Source organism: Propionivibrio sp., assembly GCF_047602565.1.
In the GTDB taxonomy this organism is placed as follows: Bacteria; Pseudomonadota; Gammaproteobacteria; order Burkholderiales; family Rhodocyclaceae; genus Propionivibrio.
On sequence record NZ_JASGGX010000001.1, the window covers coordinates 696,235 to 713,708 of the forward strand.

The 17,474-nt window shown below is 58.8% G+C and carries 20 protein-coding genes, 1 tRNA gene and 1 pseudogene; 15 read left to right on the forward strand and 7 right to left on the reverse strand.

Annotation, left to right across the window (positions count from 1 at the left end):
* Nucleotides 1-65: 65 nt before the first annotated feature.
* From murI to QM701_RS03165, 4 genes and pseudogenes are all read right to left on the reverse strand, one after another.
* Nucleotides 66-878: a glutamate racemase gene (gene murI, locus QM701_RS03150; RefSeq protein ID WP_415165640.1), complete on the reverse strand. Its 813-nt coding sequence runs from the start codon at nt 876-878 to the stop codon at nt 66-68.
* A 34-nt stretch (nt 879-912) separates the two neighbouring features.
* Entirely contained in the window at nt 913-1,536 is a 624-nt protein-coding gene (locus QM701_RS03155; RefSeq protein ID WP_415165641.1) for a LysE family transporter, read from the reverse strand.
* Between the two features lie 9 nt (nt 1,537-1,545).
* Nucleotides 1,546-1,890, reverse strand: coding sequence for a RidA family protein (locus tag QM701_RS03160; protein WP_415165642.1), 345 nt, complete (start codon nt 1,888-1,890; stop codon nt 1,546-1,548).
* An 82-nt stretch (nt 1,891-1,972) separates the two neighbouring features.
* A pseudogene (locus QM701_RS03165) lies at nt 1,973-3,512 on the reverse strand (fumarate hydratase).
* Between the two features lie 277 nt (nt 3,513-3,789).
* On the opposite strand from QM701_RS03165, the gene QM701_RS03170 reads away from it, so the two are divergent.
* The 5 genes from QM701_RS03170 to QM701_RS03190 all read left to right on the forward strand — a co-directional run bounded on the left by QM701_RS03170 (nt 3,790) and on the right by QM701_RS03190 (nt 8,200).
* Entirely contained in the window at nt 3,790-4,887 is a 1,098-nt protein-coding gene (locus QM701_RS03170; RefSeq protein WP_415165643.1) for an ABC transporter ATP-binding protein, read from the forward strand.
* A gap of 95 nt (nt 4,888-4,982) precedes the next feature.
* Nucleotides 4,983-6,242, forward strand: a complete 1,260-nt coding sequence (locus QM701_RS03175; protein ID WP_415165644.1) for an ABC transporter substrate-binding protein — start codon at nt 4,983-4,985, stop codon at nt 6,240-6,242.
* Between the two features lie 88 nt (nt 6,243-6,330).
* Complete coding sequence (locus QM701_RS03180) at nt 6,331-7,209, forward strand: carbohydrate ABC transporter permease (protein ID WP_415165645.1); 879 nt, start codon at nt 6,331-6,333, stop codon at nt 7,207-7,209.
* Nucleotides 7,210-7,225: 16 nt separating this feature from the next.
* Nucleotides 7,226-8,041, forward strand: coding sequence for a carbohydrate ABC transporter permease (locus tag QM701_RS03185; protein WP_415165646.1), 816 nt, complete (start codon nt 7,226-7,228; stop codon nt 8,039-8,041).
* Nucleotides 8,042-8,109: 68 nt separating this feature from the next.
* A tRNA-Ser gene (locus tag QM701_RS03190) sits at nt 8,110-8,200 on the forward strand.
* A gap of 79 nt (nt 8,201-8,279) precedes the next feature.
* Here QM701_RS03190 and QM701_RS03195 read toward each other — a convergent pair.
* The 3 genes from QM701_RS03195 to QM701_RS03205 are packed head-to-tail and all read right to left on the reverse strand — an operon-like array spanning nt 8,280 to nt 10,296.
* Complete coding sequence (locus QM701_RS03195) at nt 8,280-8,882, reverse strand: type II secretion system protein (RefSeq protein WP_415165647.1); 603 nt, start codon at nt 8,880-8,882, stop codon at nt 8,280-8,282.
* Complete coding sequence (locus QM701_RS03200; RefSeq protein ID WP_415165648.1) at nt 8,879-9,109, reverse strand: hypothetical protein; 231 nt, start codon at nt 9,107-9,109, stop codon at nt 8,879-8,881. The genes QM701_RS03195 and QM701_RS03200 overlap by 4 nt, the downstream gene beginning before the upstream one ends.
* Complete coding sequence (locus QM701_RS03205) at nt 9,106-10,296, reverse strand: prepilin-type N-terminal cleavage/methylation domain-containing protein (RefSeq protein ID WP_415169337.1); 1,191 nt, start codon at nt 10,294-10,296, stop codon at nt 9,106-9,108. Before QM701_RS03205 ends, QM701_RS03200 begins: the two co-directional genes overlap by 4 nt.
* Nucleotides 10,297-10,406: 110 nt before the next feature.
* Between QM701_RS03205 and QM701_RS03210 the strand changes: the two genes are divergently transcribed.
* From QM701_RS03210 to QM701_RS03255, 10 genes are all read left to right on the forward strand, one after another.
* Entirely contained in the window at nt 10,407-10,769 is a 363-nt protein-coding gene (locus QM701_RS03210; protein WP_415165649.1) for a helix-turn-helix domain-containing protein, read from the forward strand.
* A gap of 680 nt (nt 10,770-11,449) precedes the next feature.
* Nucleotides 11,450-11,737 (forward strand): hypothetical protein, encoded by a 288-nt coding sequence (locus QM701_RS03215; protein WP_415165650.1) that lies wholly within the window; start codon nt 11,450-11,452, stop codon nt 11,735-11,737.
* 127 nt (nt 11,738-11,864) lie between these two features.
* A complete protein-coding gene (locus tag QM701_RS03220) occupies nt 11,865-12,314 on the forward strand; it encodes a GNAT family N-acetyltransferase (protein ID WP_415165651.1) in 450 nt (149 codons plus the stop codon).
* A 187-nt stretch (nt 12,315-12,501) separates the two neighbouring features.
* Nucleotides 12,502-12,837, forward strand: a complete 336-nt coding sequence (locus tag QM701_RS03225; protein ID WP_415165652.1) for a hypothetical protein — start codon at nt 12,502-12,504, stop codon at nt 12,835-12,837.
* A 67-nt stretch (nt 12,838-12,904) separates the two neighbouring features.
* On the forward strand, nt 12,905-13,279 hold the full coding sequence (locus QM701_RS03230) for a hypothetical protein (protein WP_415165653.1): 375 nt from the start codon (nt 12,905-12,907) through the stop codon (nt 13,277-13,279).
* 415 nt (nt 13,280-13,694) lie between these two features.
* The gene (locus QM701_RS03235) at nt 13,695-14,342 is read left to right on the forward strand and encodes a hypothetical protein (RefSeq protein WP_415165654.1); all 648 of its coding nucleotides are present in this window, start codon (nt 13,695-13,697) and stop codon (nt 14,340-14,342) included.
* Between the two features lie 119 nt (nt 14,343-14,461).
* Complete coding sequence (locus tag QM701_RS03240) at nt 14,462-15,481, forward strand: restriction endonuclease (protein WP_415165655.1); 1,020 nt, start codon at nt 14,462-14,464, stop codon at nt 15,479-15,481.
* Between the two features lie 399 nt (nt 15,482-15,880).
* Nucleotides 15,881-16,429, forward strand: coding sequence for a hypothetical protein (locus QM701_RS03245; RefSeq protein WP_415165656.1), 549 nt, complete (start codon nt 15,881-15,883; stop codon nt 16,427-16,429).
* An 82-nt stretch (nt 16,430-16,511) separates the two neighbouring features.
* Entirely contained in the window at nt 16,512-16,892 is a 381-nt protein-coding gene (locus QM701_RS03250) for a hypothetical protein (protein WP_415165657.1), read from the forward strand.
* A gap of 106 nt (nt 16,893-16,998) precedes the next feature.
* Nucleotides 16,999-17,412 carry a hypothetical protein gene (locus QM701_RS03255; RefSeq protein WP_415165658.1) on the forward strand — a complete coding sequence of 138 codons (414 nt, stop codon included), beginning with the start codon at nt 16,999-17,001 and terminating at the stop codon, nt 17,410-17,412.
* Nucleotides 17,413-17,474: the final 62 nt, after the last annotated feature.

The window sequence follows — 17,474 nt, forward strand, 5'->3', positions numbered from 1 at the left end:
GGATTCCGTCAAGCGGGAAAGAAACGCCCGTTGCCGAACCTGACAAGGAGCGGCATGGATGGCGCTCAGACGGCCGCCAGGACTGCCGGGCCGGACAGGCGCGCGGCAAGCGATTCCGGCCCGAGCACGGCCAGCGCCCGGTGCAGCCTTTCCGGATGCGCCGTGGCCGTCAGCTCCAGCCGGCCGGAGGCGGCGCCGCCGGCCGTTTCTCCCGTATCTTCGCCAAGTTCTCCGGCAATACGGCGGCATTGCCGGGCGACGGCGTCGGCCACGTCGATCAGCACGGCGCGGCCGGCCACGATGGGTTCCAGCACCGGCGCGAGAAAGGCGTAATGCGTGCAGCCGAGCACGACGTGGTCGGCGCCCGCGGCCAGCACCGGCTCCAGCAGGCGCTGCGCCGCGTCCGCGAAATCCGGGTCCTCCAGTTTCAGGGTTTCCACTTTCGTCGCCCAGCCGGGGCACGGCAGGATGTCGACCCGCACCGGGCCGGCGTATTGCCGGATGAGGCGGGCCAAGCGCTCGCTGCGCGCGGTCGATTCGGTCGCCAGCACGGCGATGCGGCCGCTGCGCGAGGCGGCCGCCGCCGGCTTGATGCCCGGCTCGACGCCGACCACGCCGATGCGCGGCAGGGATTCGCGCAGCGCGGCGACCGCCGCGGCGGTGGCGGTGTTGCAGGCCACCACGATCTGCCGGCAGTCCCGCTCGGCGAGGTAGCGGCCGATGCGCAGCACACGCGCGCGGATGTAGGCGTCGCTCTTGTCGCCGTACGGCACGTGCGCCGTGTCGGCGAAATAGATGAAATCCGAGCGCGGCAGGACGCGGGCGACGGCGGCCAGGACCGACAGGCCGCCGATGCCGCTGTCGAAGACGCCGATCATGCCGGCCGTCCGCGTTCCGAATCCATCATCCGCGTCAGCCCCGGTTCAGCGAGGAGGCGGCGAGGCCGAGGCCGAGCGCCACGAGCACGCCGCCGATGGCGCGCTCGACGAGATGCCGGGACGAAGCGACGAACTGCCGCGCGGCGGCCGAGGAAAACGCGCAGGCGACCAGCGCGAACCACACGAGGTGCGCCAGCGACATGAATGCACCGTAGCCGAGCTGCACAGCGAGCGGCGTCTCCGGGCTGATCACCTGGGTGAACAGCGAGACGACGAACAGCGTGGTTTTCGGGTTCAGCGCGTTGGTCAGAAAGCCCGTGCGCAGCGCCGCCCGGTCGGAAAGCGCGGCGGCCGGCGCGGCGGCCTGCGCCGGATCGGCCTTGCGCGCGCGCAGCATGGTCACGCCGAGGTAGACGAGATACGCCGCGCCGGCCAGCTTGAGCGCGTTGAACAGCAGGATCGAGCGCGAGATGAGCAGGCCGATGCCGGCCATCGAGTAGGCCACGTGCACCAGCACGCCGAGCGCAATCCCCACGGCCGTGAGCAGGCCCGCGCGGCGCGAGAGCACCATGCTGTTGCGCGTGACCATGGCGAAATCGGCGCCGGGGCTGATCACCGCGAGGATGGTGATGGTGGCGACGCTGAAGGCTTCGAGCATGCCGGTCTCTCAGCGCGCGGCGACGACCGCGATCTCGACGCGCATGTCCGGGTGGGCCAGCCGGGTTTCGACGCAGGCCCGCGCGGGCGCCGTGTCTTCCGGCACCCAGGCGTCCCAGACCGCGTTCATCCCGGCGTAGTCGGCCATGTCGCGCAGGTAGACGGTGGCCGTCAGCAGCTGCGACTTGTCGCTCCCCGCCTGGATCAGCAGGCGTTCGACGCTGTCCAGCATTTCCCGCGTCTGCCCCGCGATGTCGGCGTCGAGGTTCTGCGGCACTTCGACGAGATACACGGTGCCGCCGTGCGCGACGACGTCGGAATAGCGGCGCGTGGTGCCGTGGCGTTCGATGTTCATGCGTTTTCTCCGCAACAAAAGAAGCCGGCACGGGCCGGCTTCGAAAGATTCCCGGGCGCCGGCGCGGGCCGGCGCACCGGTCTCAGTGCTTGCCGCCGGACAGGATGCTGACCGGCAGCTTGCCGATCTTCTGGCACCATTCCTGCGGACCGATGGTGTGCACCGAGGTGCCCGTCGAATCGACGGCGACGGTCACCGGCATGTCCTGCAGGTCGAACTCGTAGATGGCTTCCATGCCGAGGTCCTCGAAGGCGACGACCTTGGCCGCCTTGATCGCCTTGGCGACCAGGTAGGCGGCGCCGCCGACGGCCATCAGGTAGGCCGACTTGTTGTCCCGGATCGCCTCGATGGCGACCGGGCCGCGCTCGGACTTGCCGACCATCGAGATCAGGCCGGTCTTCTCCAGCATCATGCGCGTGAACTTGTCCATGCGCGTGGCCGTCGTCGGGCCGGCCGGGCCGACCACTTCGTCGCCGACCGGGTCGACCGGGCCGACGTAGTAGATCACGCGGTTGGTGAAGTCCACCGGCAGCTTCTCGCCCTTGGCGAGCATGTCCTGGATGCGCTTGTGCGCGGCGTCGCGGCCGGTCAGCATCTTGCCGTTCAGGAGCAGCTTCTGGCCGACCTTCCACGAGGCGACCTGCTCCTTGGTCAGCGTGTTCAGGTTGACGCGCGTGGCGGTCTTGGTGTCGGCGGTCCAGGTAACGGCCGGCCAGTCTTCCAGCTTCGGCGGTTCCAGCCGGGCCGGGCCGCTGCCGTCGAGGTGGAAGTGGATGTGGCGGGTGGCCGCGCAGTTCGGGATCATGGCGATCGGCAGGTTGGCCGCGTGCGTCGGGTAGTCGAGCACCTTGACGTCGAGCACGGTGGTCAGGCCGCCGAGGCCCTGCGCGCCGATGCCCAGCGCGTTGATCTTCTCGTACAGTTCGAGGCGCAGTTCCTCGGCCTTGGTCTGCGCGCCGCGAGCCTTGAGCTCGTGCATGTCGAGCGGCGCCATCAGCGATTCCTTGGCCATCAGCATGGCCTTCTCCGGCGTGCCGCCGATGCCGATGCCGATGATGCCCGGCGGACACCAGCCGGCGCCCATCTGCGGCACGGTCTTGAGCACCCAGTTCGACGAGGTCGTCGGAGGGGTTGAGCATGGCGAACTTGGCCTTGGCCTCCGAGCCGCCGCCCTTGGCCGCGCAGATGACTTCGACGTGGTCGCCCGGCACGATTTCGTAATGCACGATGGCCGGGGTGTTGTCCTTGGTGTTCTTGCGGGTACCGGCCGGATCGGCGAGCACCGAGGCGCGCAGCGGGTTGGCCGGGTCGTTGTAGGCGCGCTTGACGCCTTCGTTGACCATCTGCTGCAGACTCATCGTGGCGTCCGCCCATTGCACGTTCATGCCGACCTTGAGGAACACCATGCCGATGCCGGTGTCCTGGCAGATCGGGCGATGGCCTTCGGCGGACATGCGCGAGTTGGTCAGGATCTGGGCGATCGCGTCCTTGGCGGCGGAGGCCTCCTCGCGCTCGTAGGCGTCTCCGAGCGCCTTGATGAAGTCGAGCGGATGGTAGTAGCTGATGTACTGAAAGGCATCGGCAATGCTCTGGATCAGGTCTTCCTGTTTGATGGCGGTCATTTCAGGGTCTCGCTTGGAGTGGAAAAAGAAGAAAGCGGGCAATGCGCGCGGACGCCGGACGCGCCGCGGAACCGGCCGAAATTCTACCACCAAGGCAGACGGCCCGCCGCCGGGTTCGAACCGGGTTGCCGGCCGAAACGAGGCGCGCAGGGGCGACGTCTATTGCTCGAAAGGAATTGTCGCGCTAAGGTGCGCGGGACAATTCAAACGGCTGCGGCGACCGGCCCGACATCTGGCCGGATTCGCCGATGGTCCGGACTTTCAGGAGAGGGGTGAAATGGCGAGCGTGACCCTGAAAAACGTGGTCAAGCGTTTCGGTTCGACGACGGCGGTGAACGACCTGTCGATCGACATCCAGGACAAGGAATTCGCCGTGCTGGTCGGTTCCTCCGGCTGCGGCAAGACCACCGCGCTGCGCATGATCGCCGGCCTGGAAAGCGCGACCTCGGGCGACATCTACATCGGCGACACGCGGGTCAACGACCTGGAAGCCAAGGATCGGGACATCGCCATGGTGTTCCAGAACTACGCGCTGTATCCGCACATGAACGTGCGCGACAACATGGGCTTCGGGCTGCGCATCCGCGAGTTCACCAAGGCCGAGATCGACGCTCGCGTCGAGGAAGCGGCGGACATCCTGGGCATCCGCGATCTCCTGGAGCGCAAGCCCAAGGAACTTTCCGGCGGCCAGCGCCAGCGCGTGGCGGTCGGCCGCGCCATCGTGCGCAAGCCCAAGGTGTTCCTCTTCGACGAGCCGCTCTCCAACCTCGACGCCAAGCTGCGCGTGGCCATGCGCGCCGAGATCAGCAAGCTGCACCGGCGGCTCGAAGCGACCATCATCTACGTCACCCACGACCAGGTCGAGGCGATGACCATGGCCGACCGGATCTTCATCATGAGCCAGGGCGTGCTGCAGCAGAGCGGCGCACCGATGGAGGTGTACGCGCGGCCGGTCAACCGCTTCGTGGCCGGGTTCATCGGCTCGCCGGCGATGAATTTCGTTGACGCGGCGCTGACTGCCGAAAACGGCGGCCTGTGCGTCGACGCCGGCGGCTTCAAGGTCAGGATGCCGCAGGCGTTCGAGGCGGCGCTGGCGCCGTATGCCGGCAAGACCGTGGTTTTCGGCGTGCGCCCCGAGGACATCGCCCTGGCCGAGCCGGGCGCGGCCGACGGCCGCTCGATCACGGCGCGCGCCGAGGTGGTGGAAACGCTCGGCTCCGAGATGTTCGTCCACCTCTCCTGCGGCGCGCACAACCTGGTGGCGCGGCTGGAAATGCCCGACCGGCTCCCGTCGGTGGGAGAGACGCTGAACATGGCGCTGAAAATGCCGAAGACTCACGTCTTTGACAAGGAGACCCAGCGGGCTATCGTGTAATGGCATCGACGCCGTTCACCGCGAGGGATGCGGCGGACGTCGTTTGGTTGAAGCTGTTTTTCCCGAGCTGTTCTTTCATAGTCACCGGAGGAGTCATGAAAAAGAAACTGACCGCAACAACACTCGTCGTCCTGTCTTCCCTCTGCCTGTCGCAAGGCGCCTGGGCGCAAGCCAAGGAAATCCGCGTCCTGCTGGCCAACCACCCCTACGGCGAACTGCTGAAGACGGCGATCCCCGAATTCGAGAACGCCACCGGCATCCGGGTCAACGTCGAAAGCCTGCAGGAAAGCCAATTGACGCAAAAGCTGACGACGGAATTCGCCACCAGATCCTCGACCGTCGACGTGTTCATGACCCGTCCGCTGCAGGAAGGAAAGATGTTCTACAAGAACGGCTGGTATGAATCGATCCCCAGCTACGATTTCGCGGACTATCCGAAGAACATCATGGGCGTTGCCGCTTTCGGCGGCAAATCCTATCTCGTGCCACTGGTGACCGAGTGGCAGGTACTCTACTACCGCAAGGACGTGTTCCAGAAGGCCGGCATCAAGGTGCCGACCAACTTCACCGAACTCGAAGCCGCCGCCAAGAAGCTCAATTCCGACGACCTCGCCGGGTTCGCCTCGCGCGGCAAGGGCGCCGCGGCGGTCACCCAGTTGTCGAGCTACGTCTATAACTACGGCGGGCTCTACCTCGACAAGGGCAAGGCGGTCTTCGACTCGAAGCCGGCGGTCGACGCCACGCGCTTCTACGGTAAGCTGCTCGGCAACTACGGGCCGAAAGGCGTGACCTCGATGTCGTGGGAAAACATCATGCCGCTGTTCCAGGCGGGCAAGGTCGCGATGTGGACCGACGCCTCGGTGTTCTACGGCCAGATCGTCGACCCGGCCAAGACGCAGATTCCCGCGGAAAACGTCGGCATCGCCAACTTCCCGGCGGGCCCGAAGATGAATACGCCGTTCATCGTCGTGTCGTGGGGCATGGCCGTCGCCAAGCAGTCCAAGAACAAGGACCTTGCCGCCAGATTCCTGGAATGGGCCACCAGCAAGGATCTGGCCAAGCGCGGCATGCTTGCCAACATCACCATGGCGCGCACCTCGGTCTGGCAGGACAAGGAAGTGCTCGCCAAGGTGAACCCCGGACTGGTCGAGACGCAGATTTTCGCCGCCAAGCACGGCAATCCGTTCGACCGCCCGTACATGAGCGCGGTCGGCGAAGCGCGTGACCTGATCGGCGAACTGATCATCGAGTCGATCAACACCAAGGGCGAATCGCCGCAACTCGAAAAGATGGCCAAGGACAAGGTCGCCAAGGTCAACGAAATCCTCCAGGACACCGGGGAATTCGGCAAGTAATCGCCGGCTCGCGCGTCGGCGCATCGTCCCGCATCGCCGGGCGGCGCGCCGCGCGCGGCTTCCGAACGCGCATGTCGAAGGGCAACTCATGATCAAGTCGAACTATCTGGAGCGACATCTGCACATCCTGTTTCCGCTTCCGGCCATCATCTTCGTCGCCCTGCTGATGATCTTCCCGGTGCTGTACACGCTGTTCCTCAGCTTCACCAACTGGAACCTCACCTCCGGGATGCCGCTCTCCTTCAACGGGATCAACAGCTACATCCGCGTGCTCTCGGAACCGCGCTTCCTGCACGCCGTCGGCAGGACGTTCAGCTTCACCATTTTCGCCGTGCTGATCGAGGGCTTCCTCGGCGTGGCGATCGCCCTGATCCTCAACCGCGCCTTCGTCGGCAAGGGCCTGGCCAAGATGCTCCTGCTGCTGCCGCTGGTGTCGACCCCGGTGGCGGTCGGCATCGTCTTCAACCTCTTCTACGACCCGACCATCGGCCTCGCCAACTTCGTGCTCAAGTCGCTCGGCCTGCCGCAGGGGCTGTGGATCTCGAGCGCCGACTCGGTCATTCCCTCGCTGATCCTCGTGGACGTCTGGCAATGGACGCCGATGATCACGCTGATCGTCCTCGCCGGGCTGGCCGGACTTTCGGACGAGCCGGTCGAGGCCGCGCGCGTCGATGGCGCCAGCGAATGGCAGATCCTGCGCCACGTCACCATCCCGATGGTCATGCCGGTCATCCTGACCGCCGTGATCCTGCGCCTGATCGACGCGCTGAAGACCTTCGACATCATCTTCGCCATGACCGGCGGCGGGCCGGGATACGCCTCGGAAACGCTCAACATCATGGGCTTCAAATACAGCTTCGAGTACTTCCGCATGGGCCAGTCCTCGGTGATCCTGGTCGTGCTCTTCCTGATCGTCTTTCTGTGCAGTCTCGGCATCATGAAGCTGCGTTCCGCCTCCGAAATCTGAGCCGCCGGGGAAAACAATGAACAAAAGATTCGTCCGGAACCTCCTGTTCTACATCATGGTGATCGCGATCGCGCTGATCGTGCTCTTCCCCTTCCTGTGGATGCTGGCCTCCTCGTTCAAGACGCAGGTAGACATCATTTCCTGGCCGCCCAAGCTGGTCTTCTCGCCGACGCTGCAGAACTACCGCAAGGTCTTCGACGAGCAGGACTTCCTCAAGTATTTCGTGAACTCGACGATCGTCGGCTCGCTGGCCGTCGGCTTCTCCCTGCTGCTCGGCCTGCCGGCCGCCTACTCGATCTCGCGCTACGCCCAGAAGAAACTGGCCGTGTTCATCCTGCTGGCCCGCCTGATGCCGGGCATCTCCTTCCTGATGCCCTGGTACATCGTCTTCTCGCGCCTCGACCTGATGGACAGCTACGTCGCGCTGGTGCTCAGCCACATGCTGATCGCGCTGCCGATCGTAGTCTGGATCATGTCTACCTATTTCAGCGCCATCCCGCGTGAAATGGAGGAATCGGCGATGGTCGACGGCGCCACCAGGCAATACGCCTTCTGGGCCATCATCCTGCCGCTTTCGGGACCGGGCATCATCACTGCGACCACGCTCTCGTTCATCTTCTCCTGGAACAACTTCATGTTCTCCCAGGTGCTGAGCATGGAAAAGACCAAGACGCTGCCCATCGCGGTGTACAACTTCGTCTCCTACGCCGAAGTCAACTGGGGCGGCGTGATGGCCGCCGCGGTCGCCATCATGGCGCCGGCCATCGTCCTGACGATGATCTTCCAGAAGTACGTCGTGAAGGGTCTGACGATGGGTGCCGTCAAGGGCTGAAACGAGCGGAATTTCCGCCCGTTCCGGGTTTGTTGATCCAGGATGCTTCTGCTAGAATTTGCCCTCCCGGAGAGATGGATGAGTGGTTTAAGTCGCACGCCTGGAAAGCGTGTGTAGGGTAATACCCTACCGCGGGTTCGAATCCCGCTCTCTCCGCCAGTCAAATCGATTAAGCCCATGACCTCATGGGCTTTTTTGTTTATTCGCGTTTAACGACGGAAGAGCTGCCGCTTTTCTGCTACAAGGCAAAGCCGAGAAATAGCACATTCCCGCTTGTACAAGATGCGATAGAAGCGCGAACCCGAGCACCTTGAGCTTGTAGATCCCCAACATCAAGCTTCCGAACGATATCCACCGCGACATCGCATGGGATATTCGCCATTTCCACCAAGTTCAAGACCGATGCCGGGAATCCTGTCACTTTGACTGATGCATCATTGGCTGCAATCAGCCTTACCGCCCCAAAGCGCGTTATAAAACCTGTAGCCGGGTCTCCGCGTGTAATGCCAGCTCGAATCAAATGCTCCGCCGCGCAAGTTGATTCCGCGCTGGAGATTTGTCCGTCCCCGTCTACCGCGCCCCCTCCGCCAAAGCGGCAAGCCGCGCTGACATCGGGAATTTCCTGATCGACCGGGAAATCTCCCGGCAGGTAGCGGTAACGCTGTTTGAATACCTGTACGGCAGCACTAAGGTCTTTTGCAGTTGCGATGATGTCCTGCGTTTGTCCGCTACGCAGCAAGGCTTGCCCGCCCAACACCGCCGAGATGAGAAGTGCGATGATCGAGACGACGATCGCCATTTCCACCAAGGTAAAACCCGCTTGATGGCGAGTTGTTTTCATTTCCTGCCCTGCTCGTCCTCTTGGCGCAAGGCGCTGATGTAGAGCGTCATTGCGTAGGCAACGACAAGCGAGGTAAGCCCGCCCCATGCCACTAGCTGCCAAATGCTTACAGCGGCAAGCAGTACGCTTGACGACATGGCATGAAGCCAAGTGATCCAGACGACCAGCGTAAAGATCGGGATCGCGAGAATGAGGCTCAGCTTGATTCGGGATTTCGGTGTTTTCATGGACATGCTGTTGTTGGCGATGTGGGAATTCGGGTGCGTATTTGCCCATAGGTTACGTTTAGGCCAGTGGTCAATATCCGATCATCGCCTCCGCCGCTTGCGCGATCCGGCCCAAATGACCAGATGCTAAAGGCTATCGTCTCCAAGTTTGCTGGGGTTGTCGCGGTTAACTTAGTTTCCGTATTCGGATTGCTGTAGTTGATTGGTGCGCCCCATGGGTCGATAGGTAGTCCGGTTGGCAAAAGGCTCGTTGTAAAGGCAGATAGGGAAACAGGTTGACAGGCGTTGCTTAGCATTTGAGCAATTGCGGCATCTCTTACCGTCGCCAATTGTTCCTGGATCAACGCCTCTGCCGATTTGAGTGCCTCATCCTTGATTAGCGGCATCAGCAAATCATTCGGACGAAGCGCCATGACCACATCGTCAAATGTTTCAGTTCTATCGTGAACGATCAGAGTAATGATTCTAGGAGGAGGATTTAACTGCTCGAATGAACTCGGTGGCAACCACTGCGGCGGCAACTTGTCAGATAGACCAGGATCAGGCGCATTTTTCTGTTCATCTCCGTCCGTCGGTGGTGCGTTGCGTCTTCCTTTCAAGGTAAACGCCCCGAGCCCGTTGCTTCCATGCGAGACGATGACGACGGCTGCCAAGTTTCGGGAGAGTGTGGTATCTACGCCATTTTCAGTAATGGCAAAACGACCTGGATTCCCAACGCCAAAGCCAGGAAAACCCGCCGCTGACGTCAGCGTCCAATCTGGCTCAGCCGGCGTTCGGGCCGAAGAGACGAAATAGGTAAAGAAGTTTTCGTAGCCGTCTATCGCTACATCGCGTGACAATCCAAGGTCGGCATAAGGAAGCGTCCCCCAGTATGAAAGGCAATTTTTAAGGGGAGAGCCTTCTTGGCGACTTTCCTTACCAACCGGGCCATCCGTCGGGAATGCAGTTACAGCTTCCGGGCAAGGTAGCCGCCTGAAGTCCCTTAAATAGGTGATCAGCGCATCTCGGATGATCTCTTGTTTTTTCTTGGTAGTGGATAGTGCGGCATTGCCGGTCTGAGCGTTGAACGCAGCCAATCCGAGCGTCAAGAAGATACCCATGAGGACGACCACAACGGCCATCTCGACGAGAGAGAAGCCTTTGTTTCTTAAATGTCGTTTCTGGGCTGTATCGCCAGTATTTACCATGACGCGCAAGAGGTGAAATCAACATATTTGTTGGATTTATTATCAACATAACTGACCCTTCAGCAATTCGCAAGCCTCAACCAGTCTTGTTGATCGAAAGGACAACACGAATGGTTGAAAAGAAGACGGTCACAAATGACCTTGCAAGGCGACTTGGTAAGGAAATCGGTTCCCGGCGCAAGGCGCTTGGATGGACTCAGGATGCGCTTGCTGAACGGGTTGGGGTCGATGCCGAGACGATTTCGCGCTTCGAGCGAGGCGCGCATCTGCCTTCATTGCCGACGCTGGAAAGGCTCGCCATCGCTTTGCACGTGGAAATCGGTGAATTGTTCTCAAAGAACACTGCCGCAAAGACGGATGAGGCTATTACGTTATCTGCATGGATGGACGAGTTGTTGACGGAGGATCGCCAATTTGTACTGTCCGTTGCTCGCCAATACTGCGATCATTTGAGAAAGAAAAATCGCTCATAATCTATGGCTTTGAGGAATTTGCTATCCTTCTTCTCCTGTGTCATGAGGCAGGATTCGGCCAATTCCGGTCATTCACGTAATTGCCCGAAAGCAGTCCTTCGAGTTGTGTTCATGCTCTTGAAAAACATGGTGCGCCTCTCGTTTGTCTTGTGCTGGAGAGGCTGAGTCCGGTGATGACGTTTTTTCTCATGCTTTTAGGCTCTACTAAATATTTGCAACCTATTGATTGAATTAGTTTCACTGCACATTAAAGTGTGTTTTTCCGATTTTATACGTCATCACGGAAAACATTGCGTCATGAGTGACAATTAACGTTAGGCCGCACCCGCCACGTTTCCTGAGTGGGTGCTTGCGACAACACAAACCGTGATCTCTCCGCTCATCGTCGGAAGCTTGCATCGACGGCTCGCGGGAACAACCGCCGCCGCAGCCAATCGTCCTCGCCCCGGCCAAGATTGCGCTTCCCCCTTGGGTGCGCCAGCGCCTGCGCTTCGCACCAACGCCGCTTCTCATTAATCCGCCGTCTGCGCTATGCTCTTACCCATCATGCTTATACCAACGCCTGCGCCTAACCCGCCAGTCAAAGGGACGCCGAATAAGCGGGCGCTCTTCGATCACAACGCCCCACGCGGCGCCCCTTACTTTCAACGTTGGGCGTCATAGCCAAAGGAGCTTCGGTCGTGTTCAAGTGGTTGAACAAACAAGGCGTCGAAAGCGATTCTGGATTTGTAGTCCAATTCACCGGGCGCTTTACGTGTGAATACAGAGAAAATGGCCAGAAGATTGAGATTGAAGTTGAAAGTGGCTTTAGCGGCGGCAGACCAAGCGTAAGCATTAAGCGAGATGCGTTCGCACAGTGGGGGCGCCTTCGTCCGTTTCATGAGGCACCCGCAGAGGAGCAAGCAAGGCTATTGAAGAACTTCAAAGAGGCGATGGAGTTTCAAGGCCTCGCGGTAGATGTTTACTAATGGCCGTGCTCGCGAAAATTACGCCCAACAAATCCGTCGAGAGGGACCGCCCACAAGCTGCGCTTGTGGGTTCCCTTCGCGGCTTCGCCGCTACGGCGGCCCCTCACGTCAAACGTTAGGCATCGAAATGGATATCGTTGTGCGCGAGTTTGAAGAAGCGGATAGAGAGGCACTTGGCCTCTTGTACGTGGCTTCACGCAACGCAACTTTCACCTGGAACCCCTCCGCGCTGCATCAAACATCTGACTTTGATTTGCACACGAAGGATGAGAAGGTGTTGGTCGCTCTCTCAGATCAAAAGATACTGGGCTTTGCCTCGATCTGGGCGCCAGACAGTTTCCTGCACAACCTGTTTGTTCATCCTTCAGCCATTCGTCGAGGCATTGGCCAAGCGCTGCTGAACAGGTGCGCAACTTACTTCACCAAAGATCCACGTCTCAAGTGCCTCACGGCCAATGAGAACGCGGTTCAGTTCTACAAGTCCCAAGGGTGGAAAGCTTTGCACGAGGACATCGGCCCAGAGGGCCCGTACATCCTCATGGCAAAGGTAGTCGAAATATGCCCAACCAAATCGTGAAACCCAAACGTCACGCAAGCATCGGGTAGCATCAAACTAGCGCCAAGTACCGCGCGCTGCCTAACTGTAGGTTCAACACGGACAAAAATGCTCCGCATTTTTGCCGGTTAACCTGGGCGTTAGGCGTCGCAAATAAACCCGATGCGGCGGCACGAGCCACCGCAGATCCTCTGAGGAGTACGAAGTGATGAACGAGTTGGCAGAAAGCTTCCATCAAGAACTACTCGCCATATACGATGCCGCCCTCAAATTGAGGCCGCCCTACCGCTCCGCGCCATTTTTGCGCATGCTCGGAGAACATGGAGGCAAAGGCACCGCCGATCGCCTCCTTGCTACCAACAAGCCATCTCAAGGGTTCACCGAGTTGTTTCTTCGCGGCAAAGAGAACCTTCGCCTGAGCGTCGAGTACGCAGTTCTGCGAGAGCCTTGGCGCGCACTGTTCACTGCCGAACAGCGAGCAGTCGCGAGGAGGCGACTCAAAGAAGTCGAATGCCCGCTGCCACCAGAAGACTCTGCGCCGTGAGAGCGACGCCTAACCCTTCGCTCCAGCGGACGGCTTCGCCGCCCGCTGAGCTATGACGTTAGCCGCTATGAATCCATCGCACTCCAAGCTCGCCAGTGTTGTTACTGCAGCCTACGTCTTGATGGTTGTAGGGGGGATGCTGCTTCACTTTTTCAACACCGGCGAACTCGGCACTCTCAAGTACAGCCTCATGCTTCCAGCCACGCTGGCCGCAATTTTCGTTGGCGGCTTAGTCGCATTCGGTCTTTGGCATCGCTTTGCCTGGGCATGGTGGCTGGGTTTGGCTGCTGTAGGTATCCAACTCATTCGCTTCGGTAGCTGGTTCATTAGCCGCTTGAGTGTTGGTAATGCGCCTATGGCTTCCTGGGTCATAGCGTTACTGCTCGTGGCCTTCTTGCTTCTGTTGCTCTCCAAGGACACGCGCCAACAATGCACTCGTTAAGCGCTGCGGCTAACCCGGTAGTCGAGCGGACCTGCGCAAAAAGCCGCGCAGGCCGCTCACTTCTACGTTAGGCCGCACCCGCCACGTTTCCTGAGTGGGTGCTTGCGACAACACAAACCGTGATCTCTCCGCTCATCGTCGGAAGCTTGCATCGACGGCTCGCGGGAACAACCGCCGCCGCAGCCAATCGTCCTCGCCCCGGCCAAGATTGCGCTTCCCCCTTGGGTGCGCCAGCGCCTGCGCTTCGCACCAACGCCGCTTCTCATTAATCCGCCGTCTGCGCTATGCTCTTACCCATCATGCTTATACCAACGCCTGCGCCTAACCCGCCAGTCAAAGGGACGCCGAATAAGCGGGCGCTCTTCGATCACAACGCCCCACGCGGCGCCCCTTACTTTCAACGTTAGAGTTTGTTATGGCTACTGATCACAATCTTCTTATTGCGAAATCGGCTAAAGCAGTTCTTGGCCCTCTTGGCTGCACACGAAAAGGAACGTCACGCACATGGCTTGATGATCATGGTTGGTGGGTCGGGGTTATCGAGTTCCAACCCTCAAACTTCGCCAAAGGAACCTTCCTTAATGTAGGGAGCTGCTGGCTGTGGTCGGGCAACGATTTTCTTTCGTTTGATGACGGATATCGCATCGAACCCTTCCAAGCGTTCAGTGACGAAATTCAGTTCGAGAGCGTTGCGACAACGGTGGCGGAGCGTGCGAAAGAGGAGGTTCTAAAGCTTCGGGAGCGCTTTCTTACAATCGAAAGCGCCTCTGTTCATCTTCAACAAAAAAGTGAGGTTAGCCGTGATATATGGGCCAAATTTCATGCTGGTGTGTCGTCTGGCTTGATGGGCTTCATCAATGACGCGAAGAATTATTTTGAGTTGGCTCTTGAAGCAGACGACCGAGACATTAATTGGGTGGTGCAACTCAAGTATCGCTGCACTGAACTTCGAAAACTTGTTGAAGACAATACGAGCTTCAAATCACACATTGAAGAGCTTATTGCCCGAAAGAGATCTGCATTAAAGTTGCCCTCTCCACGAGAGGTGTGTCTTGAGCTCTAACCTTTCGGTCAAGCGGAACTGCGGGACCGGCGTGGCTTCTCCGGCCAGTCGCTTTTACGCCGCAGCCCCTTACCTCCAACGTTAACCGCCATAAGCAGGTGCCTTTCGCACTTACATCCATGCCTCCGAAGCAAGCCAATATTCAGCTCGCCGACTGGCAGTTGGCCTTTGTCGAGCAATTCATTTCAGACAAGAAGAGACGCACACGTTTAGTCGCCAGCGCCGGAATGGGAAAGACGACCGTTGCCTGTTATGCCGCCCATGAGGTGCTGCGACGGCAGGGAAACGACTACGCGCTTGTTGTCAGCCATCATCGCGCCCTCGCAGAACACTGGCGGCGTAGTGCCGAAACTGACAATTTGGTCTTGGGTACCTCGGTTGACGATCTACGGGCCGGAAAAGCAACTGGACTGGTGGTGACTTCCCACAATTTGCATACTTCGGATCTTGGTCGTGAAATATTGGCACTGGGTGAGGATACGAGCTTCCTTGTTATCGTGGACGAAGCACACGATGCATACCCCGCCCTGGATGAATACGTTGGCCAAATCCTTGCGGCAAATGAGCAGTCGCGGGTGCTCGGTTTATTTACGCCTTATCAAGAAACCAAGGCCGGTGAGTGGAGTACTGACGTCGATGCTGAGTATTTCTTCCAGCCAAGCGTAATCGCACTTCCCGAGTCTCGAGTGGAGGTGGCTCGTTTATCGCCAAGCCACTCCGTACTTCAATCGTTGCTGTATCGTCCAGGTGGCCTGGATGAATTGCACTGGAGACAATTCGAGAAGCTTATTGCCGAGTTGTTGGAGGCGGATGGATATACGGTTGAGCTCATGGAAGGAACGAAAGACGGCGGCGTTGATGTGATCGCAGTAAAGGATCAGGGACCGCTCGGCTTGTTTAAGACACTCTGGCAAGCGAAGAAGAAGAATCCGGGAAATAAGGTAGGGCTGTCCGTTATTCGGGAGTTGGCCGATACTCGAAACGAGTTTGGTGCATCAAAGGCATTCATCGTCACCAGCACCTACCTAACGCGAGACGCAATTAAGCGAATCCAGCGGGATTGCTATCAACTTGGCAAGCTCGACAGAGATGATCTCAACAAATGGATAAGTCAGGTGCTGTATGGCCCACACGGCTAACCCATCAATGCACCGGACCTGCGCGAAAAGCCGCTCAGGCCGGTGATTTCAGACGTTACTGTCTGCTTCCCTTGGTCCAACGACCGCTTCGGGTCGTCAAGAGTCATAGGACTGGCGGCTGATGTCTGCCTGATGCCATAATCGAGAAATCCGACAGGAGTCGGCCAGAAGCAGCCGTACCCGCTCGTTGCCACAAATCGGACATTCACCTCAGGAAGATGCACAATCCGAATTAGTGCTTGATCGCCTGTCTCCTTTTTCGTGAGAAAAATAACGAACGAAATGCTCGGAAAGCCTTGCAAACTATTGGAGTTTTGGTGTTTCTATCGCGTCCACTCGAATATGCATAGGCGGACCGATCGGTCTGCTTATTAACTGTTGGGCACCTTAGGAACGCTCGTGAATCCGTTTGAAGCAGACATCATCCGAGTCACCGACCCGCTGACGCCTTATACGCGGAGCGTACGTAAATCGCTTCTCATCTCAAGCGTCATCGCAATGGCGGTCGCTAAGACGGGCTTCGTGCCAACAAAGATTTCAGCCCTTGGCCTTGAGTTCTCGCAGGCAGATAGGGGGGCCATGCTTTGGCTCGTCGGCGCCGTTGTCGCCTTCTTCCTCATTTCTTTCCTCGTATCAGCTTTCGGAGATTTTATGGCTTGGCGCATGTCACAAATGGCCAAGGCATGGGACGAAGACTCTGTGGGATATGAAAACCTTCGGAAGCTGTTCCTCGAAGATAAGAAGCTAACCGAGGAAGAGCGTGAGGAGCTTCGAGAGCAAGAGCGTCGGGTCGGCGCCATGTGGCGCAATGCTGGCCACCTTGATAACCACCTGCTCATCCAAAGGCTTGTCGGGCCAATCTCGTGGGCGCGCGTAACCGTCGAATTCATTCTTCCATTTCTTGCAGGCATCGCGGGGCTAGTACTTATCGTCCGAACCACACCATGACGCAAAGGTGCCCAACCCTGCGGTCAACTGGACCTGCGCAAAAAGCCGTGCAGGCTGGTTACCTTGAACGTTAGGCTTCCATATGCTGCCCGATGAAGAGCTCTGCCGAGACTTCAAAAAAACATGGATGGCATTCGTCGTTTCAAGCGTTGACGAGAAAGGCCGTGAACACCACCTTCCCATTCGTCGGTACTACCCGAAGTTTGTTGCCTGTTTGTCGTTTGCATTCGTGTGCGGGTTCATTTCTCCAAGAATCAACGGCGTCTGGGGAGCATTGGCCGTCAAATCTGTGCTTGTTATCGTGCTTATCTTGGTCGTGCTCGTCTATATCCACTCGTCCTCTCGTCGCCGCTCGTGGTCTTCCATTGGTCAGCGCCCACCAATGGCTCGGGTCGAAATATGCGGTCTTGCCGTTGGCCTGTCGCTCTCGGCAGGTCTGTTGGCAAGCATCCTTCTGCTATGAGATATTGTCAGCCTAACACTGCGGTCAAGCCGCTTCCTTCGGTCACTGGACGCTGCGCGATAAAAGCGTCGCGCAGCGCTCCTTACCTTGAACGTTAGGCCTCTCCATGAATGCCGTTCACATTGCTTTCCTACAATCCATTGAGGAAATTGGTGCGCCTTTTGACTACATCAGAACGAACAAGATTGAACGAATAAATTTCCCGTTCTGGTCGTACCAAGAAATCCAAGATGGCCTAGGAATCAGGGAAGATTGGGATATCCAAACATATCAAGTCCCATTTTGGGGCGATTGGCATGATGTGCTCTGCTTGGATACCAACACCGGCCAAGTGCTCTATTTAAACGATGCTCGAAATTCTGTGTTTTCATGGTCAACAACACAGGAATTCATAGGCAGCCTCACAAACGAACCAGCTACGCCCGTAGAAAACCAACCAGAACCAACATTAATTCAAAGCCATTTTTCAGATGAATTCCGTAAGAAAACCGAAGCCATTCTCAAACGGCGCAAGGCCTAACCTGTCAATCAACCCGACCGCCCAAAGCTTCGCTTTGGGTTCCTTCCGCTGCGCTCCGGCGG

Coding starts and splice junctions, on each gene's coding strand:
- QM701_RS03155 (WP_415165641.1), bottom strand. CDS start 1,536: ATGCTCGAAGCCTTCAGCGTCGCCACCATCACCATCCTCGCGGTGATC.
- murI (WP_415165640.1), bottom strand. CDS start 878: ATGATCGGCGTCTTCGACAGCGGCATCGGCGGCCTGTCGGTCCTGGCC.
- QM701_RS03195 (WP_415165647.1), bottom strand. CDS start 8,882: ATGAAAACAACTCGCCATCAAGCGGGTTTTACCTTGGTGGAAATGGCG.
- QM701_RS03160 (WP_415165642.1), bottom strand. CDS start 1,890: ATGAACATCGAACGCCACGGCACCACGCGCCGCTATTCCGACGTCGTC.
- QM701_RS03240 (WP_415165655.1), top strand. CDS start 14,462: ATGCCTCCGAAGCAAGCCAATATTCAGCTCGCCGACTGGCAGTTGGCC.
- QM701_RS03170 (WP_415165643.1), top strand. CDS start 3,790: ATGGCGAGCGTGACCCTGAAAAACGTGGTCAAGCGTTTCGGTTCGACG.
- QM701_RS03235 (WP_415165654.1), top strand. CDS start 13,695: ATGGCTACTGATCACAATCTTCTTATTGCGAAATCGGCTAAAGCAGTT.
- QM701_RS03185 (WP_415165646.1), top strand. CDS start 7,226: ATGAACAAAAGATTCGTCCGGAACCTCCTGTTCTACATCATGGTGATC.
- QM701_RS03175 (WP_415165644.1), top strand. CDS start 4,983: ATGAAAAAGAAACTGACCGCAACAACACTCGTCGTCCTGTCTTCCCTC.
- QM701_RS03220 (WP_415165651.1), top strand. CDS start 11,865: ATGGATATCGTTGTGCGCGAGTTTGAAGAAGCGGATAGAGAGGCACTT.
- QM701_RS03250 (WP_415165657.1), top strand. CDS start 16,512: ATGCTGCCCGATGAAGAGCTCTGCCGAGACTTCAAAAAAACATGGATG.
- QM701_RS03225 (WP_415165652.1), top strand. CDS start 12,502: ATGAACGAGTTGGCAGAAAGCTTCCATCAAGAACTACTCGCCATATAC.
- QM701_RS03210 (WP_415165649.1), top strand. CDS start 10,407: ATGGTTGAAAAGAAGACGGTCACAAATGACCTTGCAAGGCGACTTGGT.
- QM701_RS03205 (WP_415169337.1), bottom strand. CDS start 10,296: ATGGTAAATACTGGCGATACAGCCCAGAAACGACATTTAAGAAACAAA.
- QM701_RS03200 (WP_415165648.1), bottom strand. CDS start 9,109: ATGAAAACACCGAAATCCCGAATCAAGCTGAGCCTCATTCTCGCGATC.
- QM701_RS03230 (WP_415165653.1), top strand. CDS start 12,905: ATGAATCCATCGCACTCCAAGCTCGCCAGTGTTGTTACTGCAGCCTAC.
- QM701_RS03180 (WP_415165645.1), top strand. CDS start 6,331: ATGATCAAGTCGAACTATCTGGAGCGACATCTGCACATCCTGTTTCCG.
- QM701_RS03255 (WP_415165658.1), top strand. CDS start 16,999: ATGAATGCCGTTCACATTGCTTTCCTACAATCCATTGAGGAAATTGGT.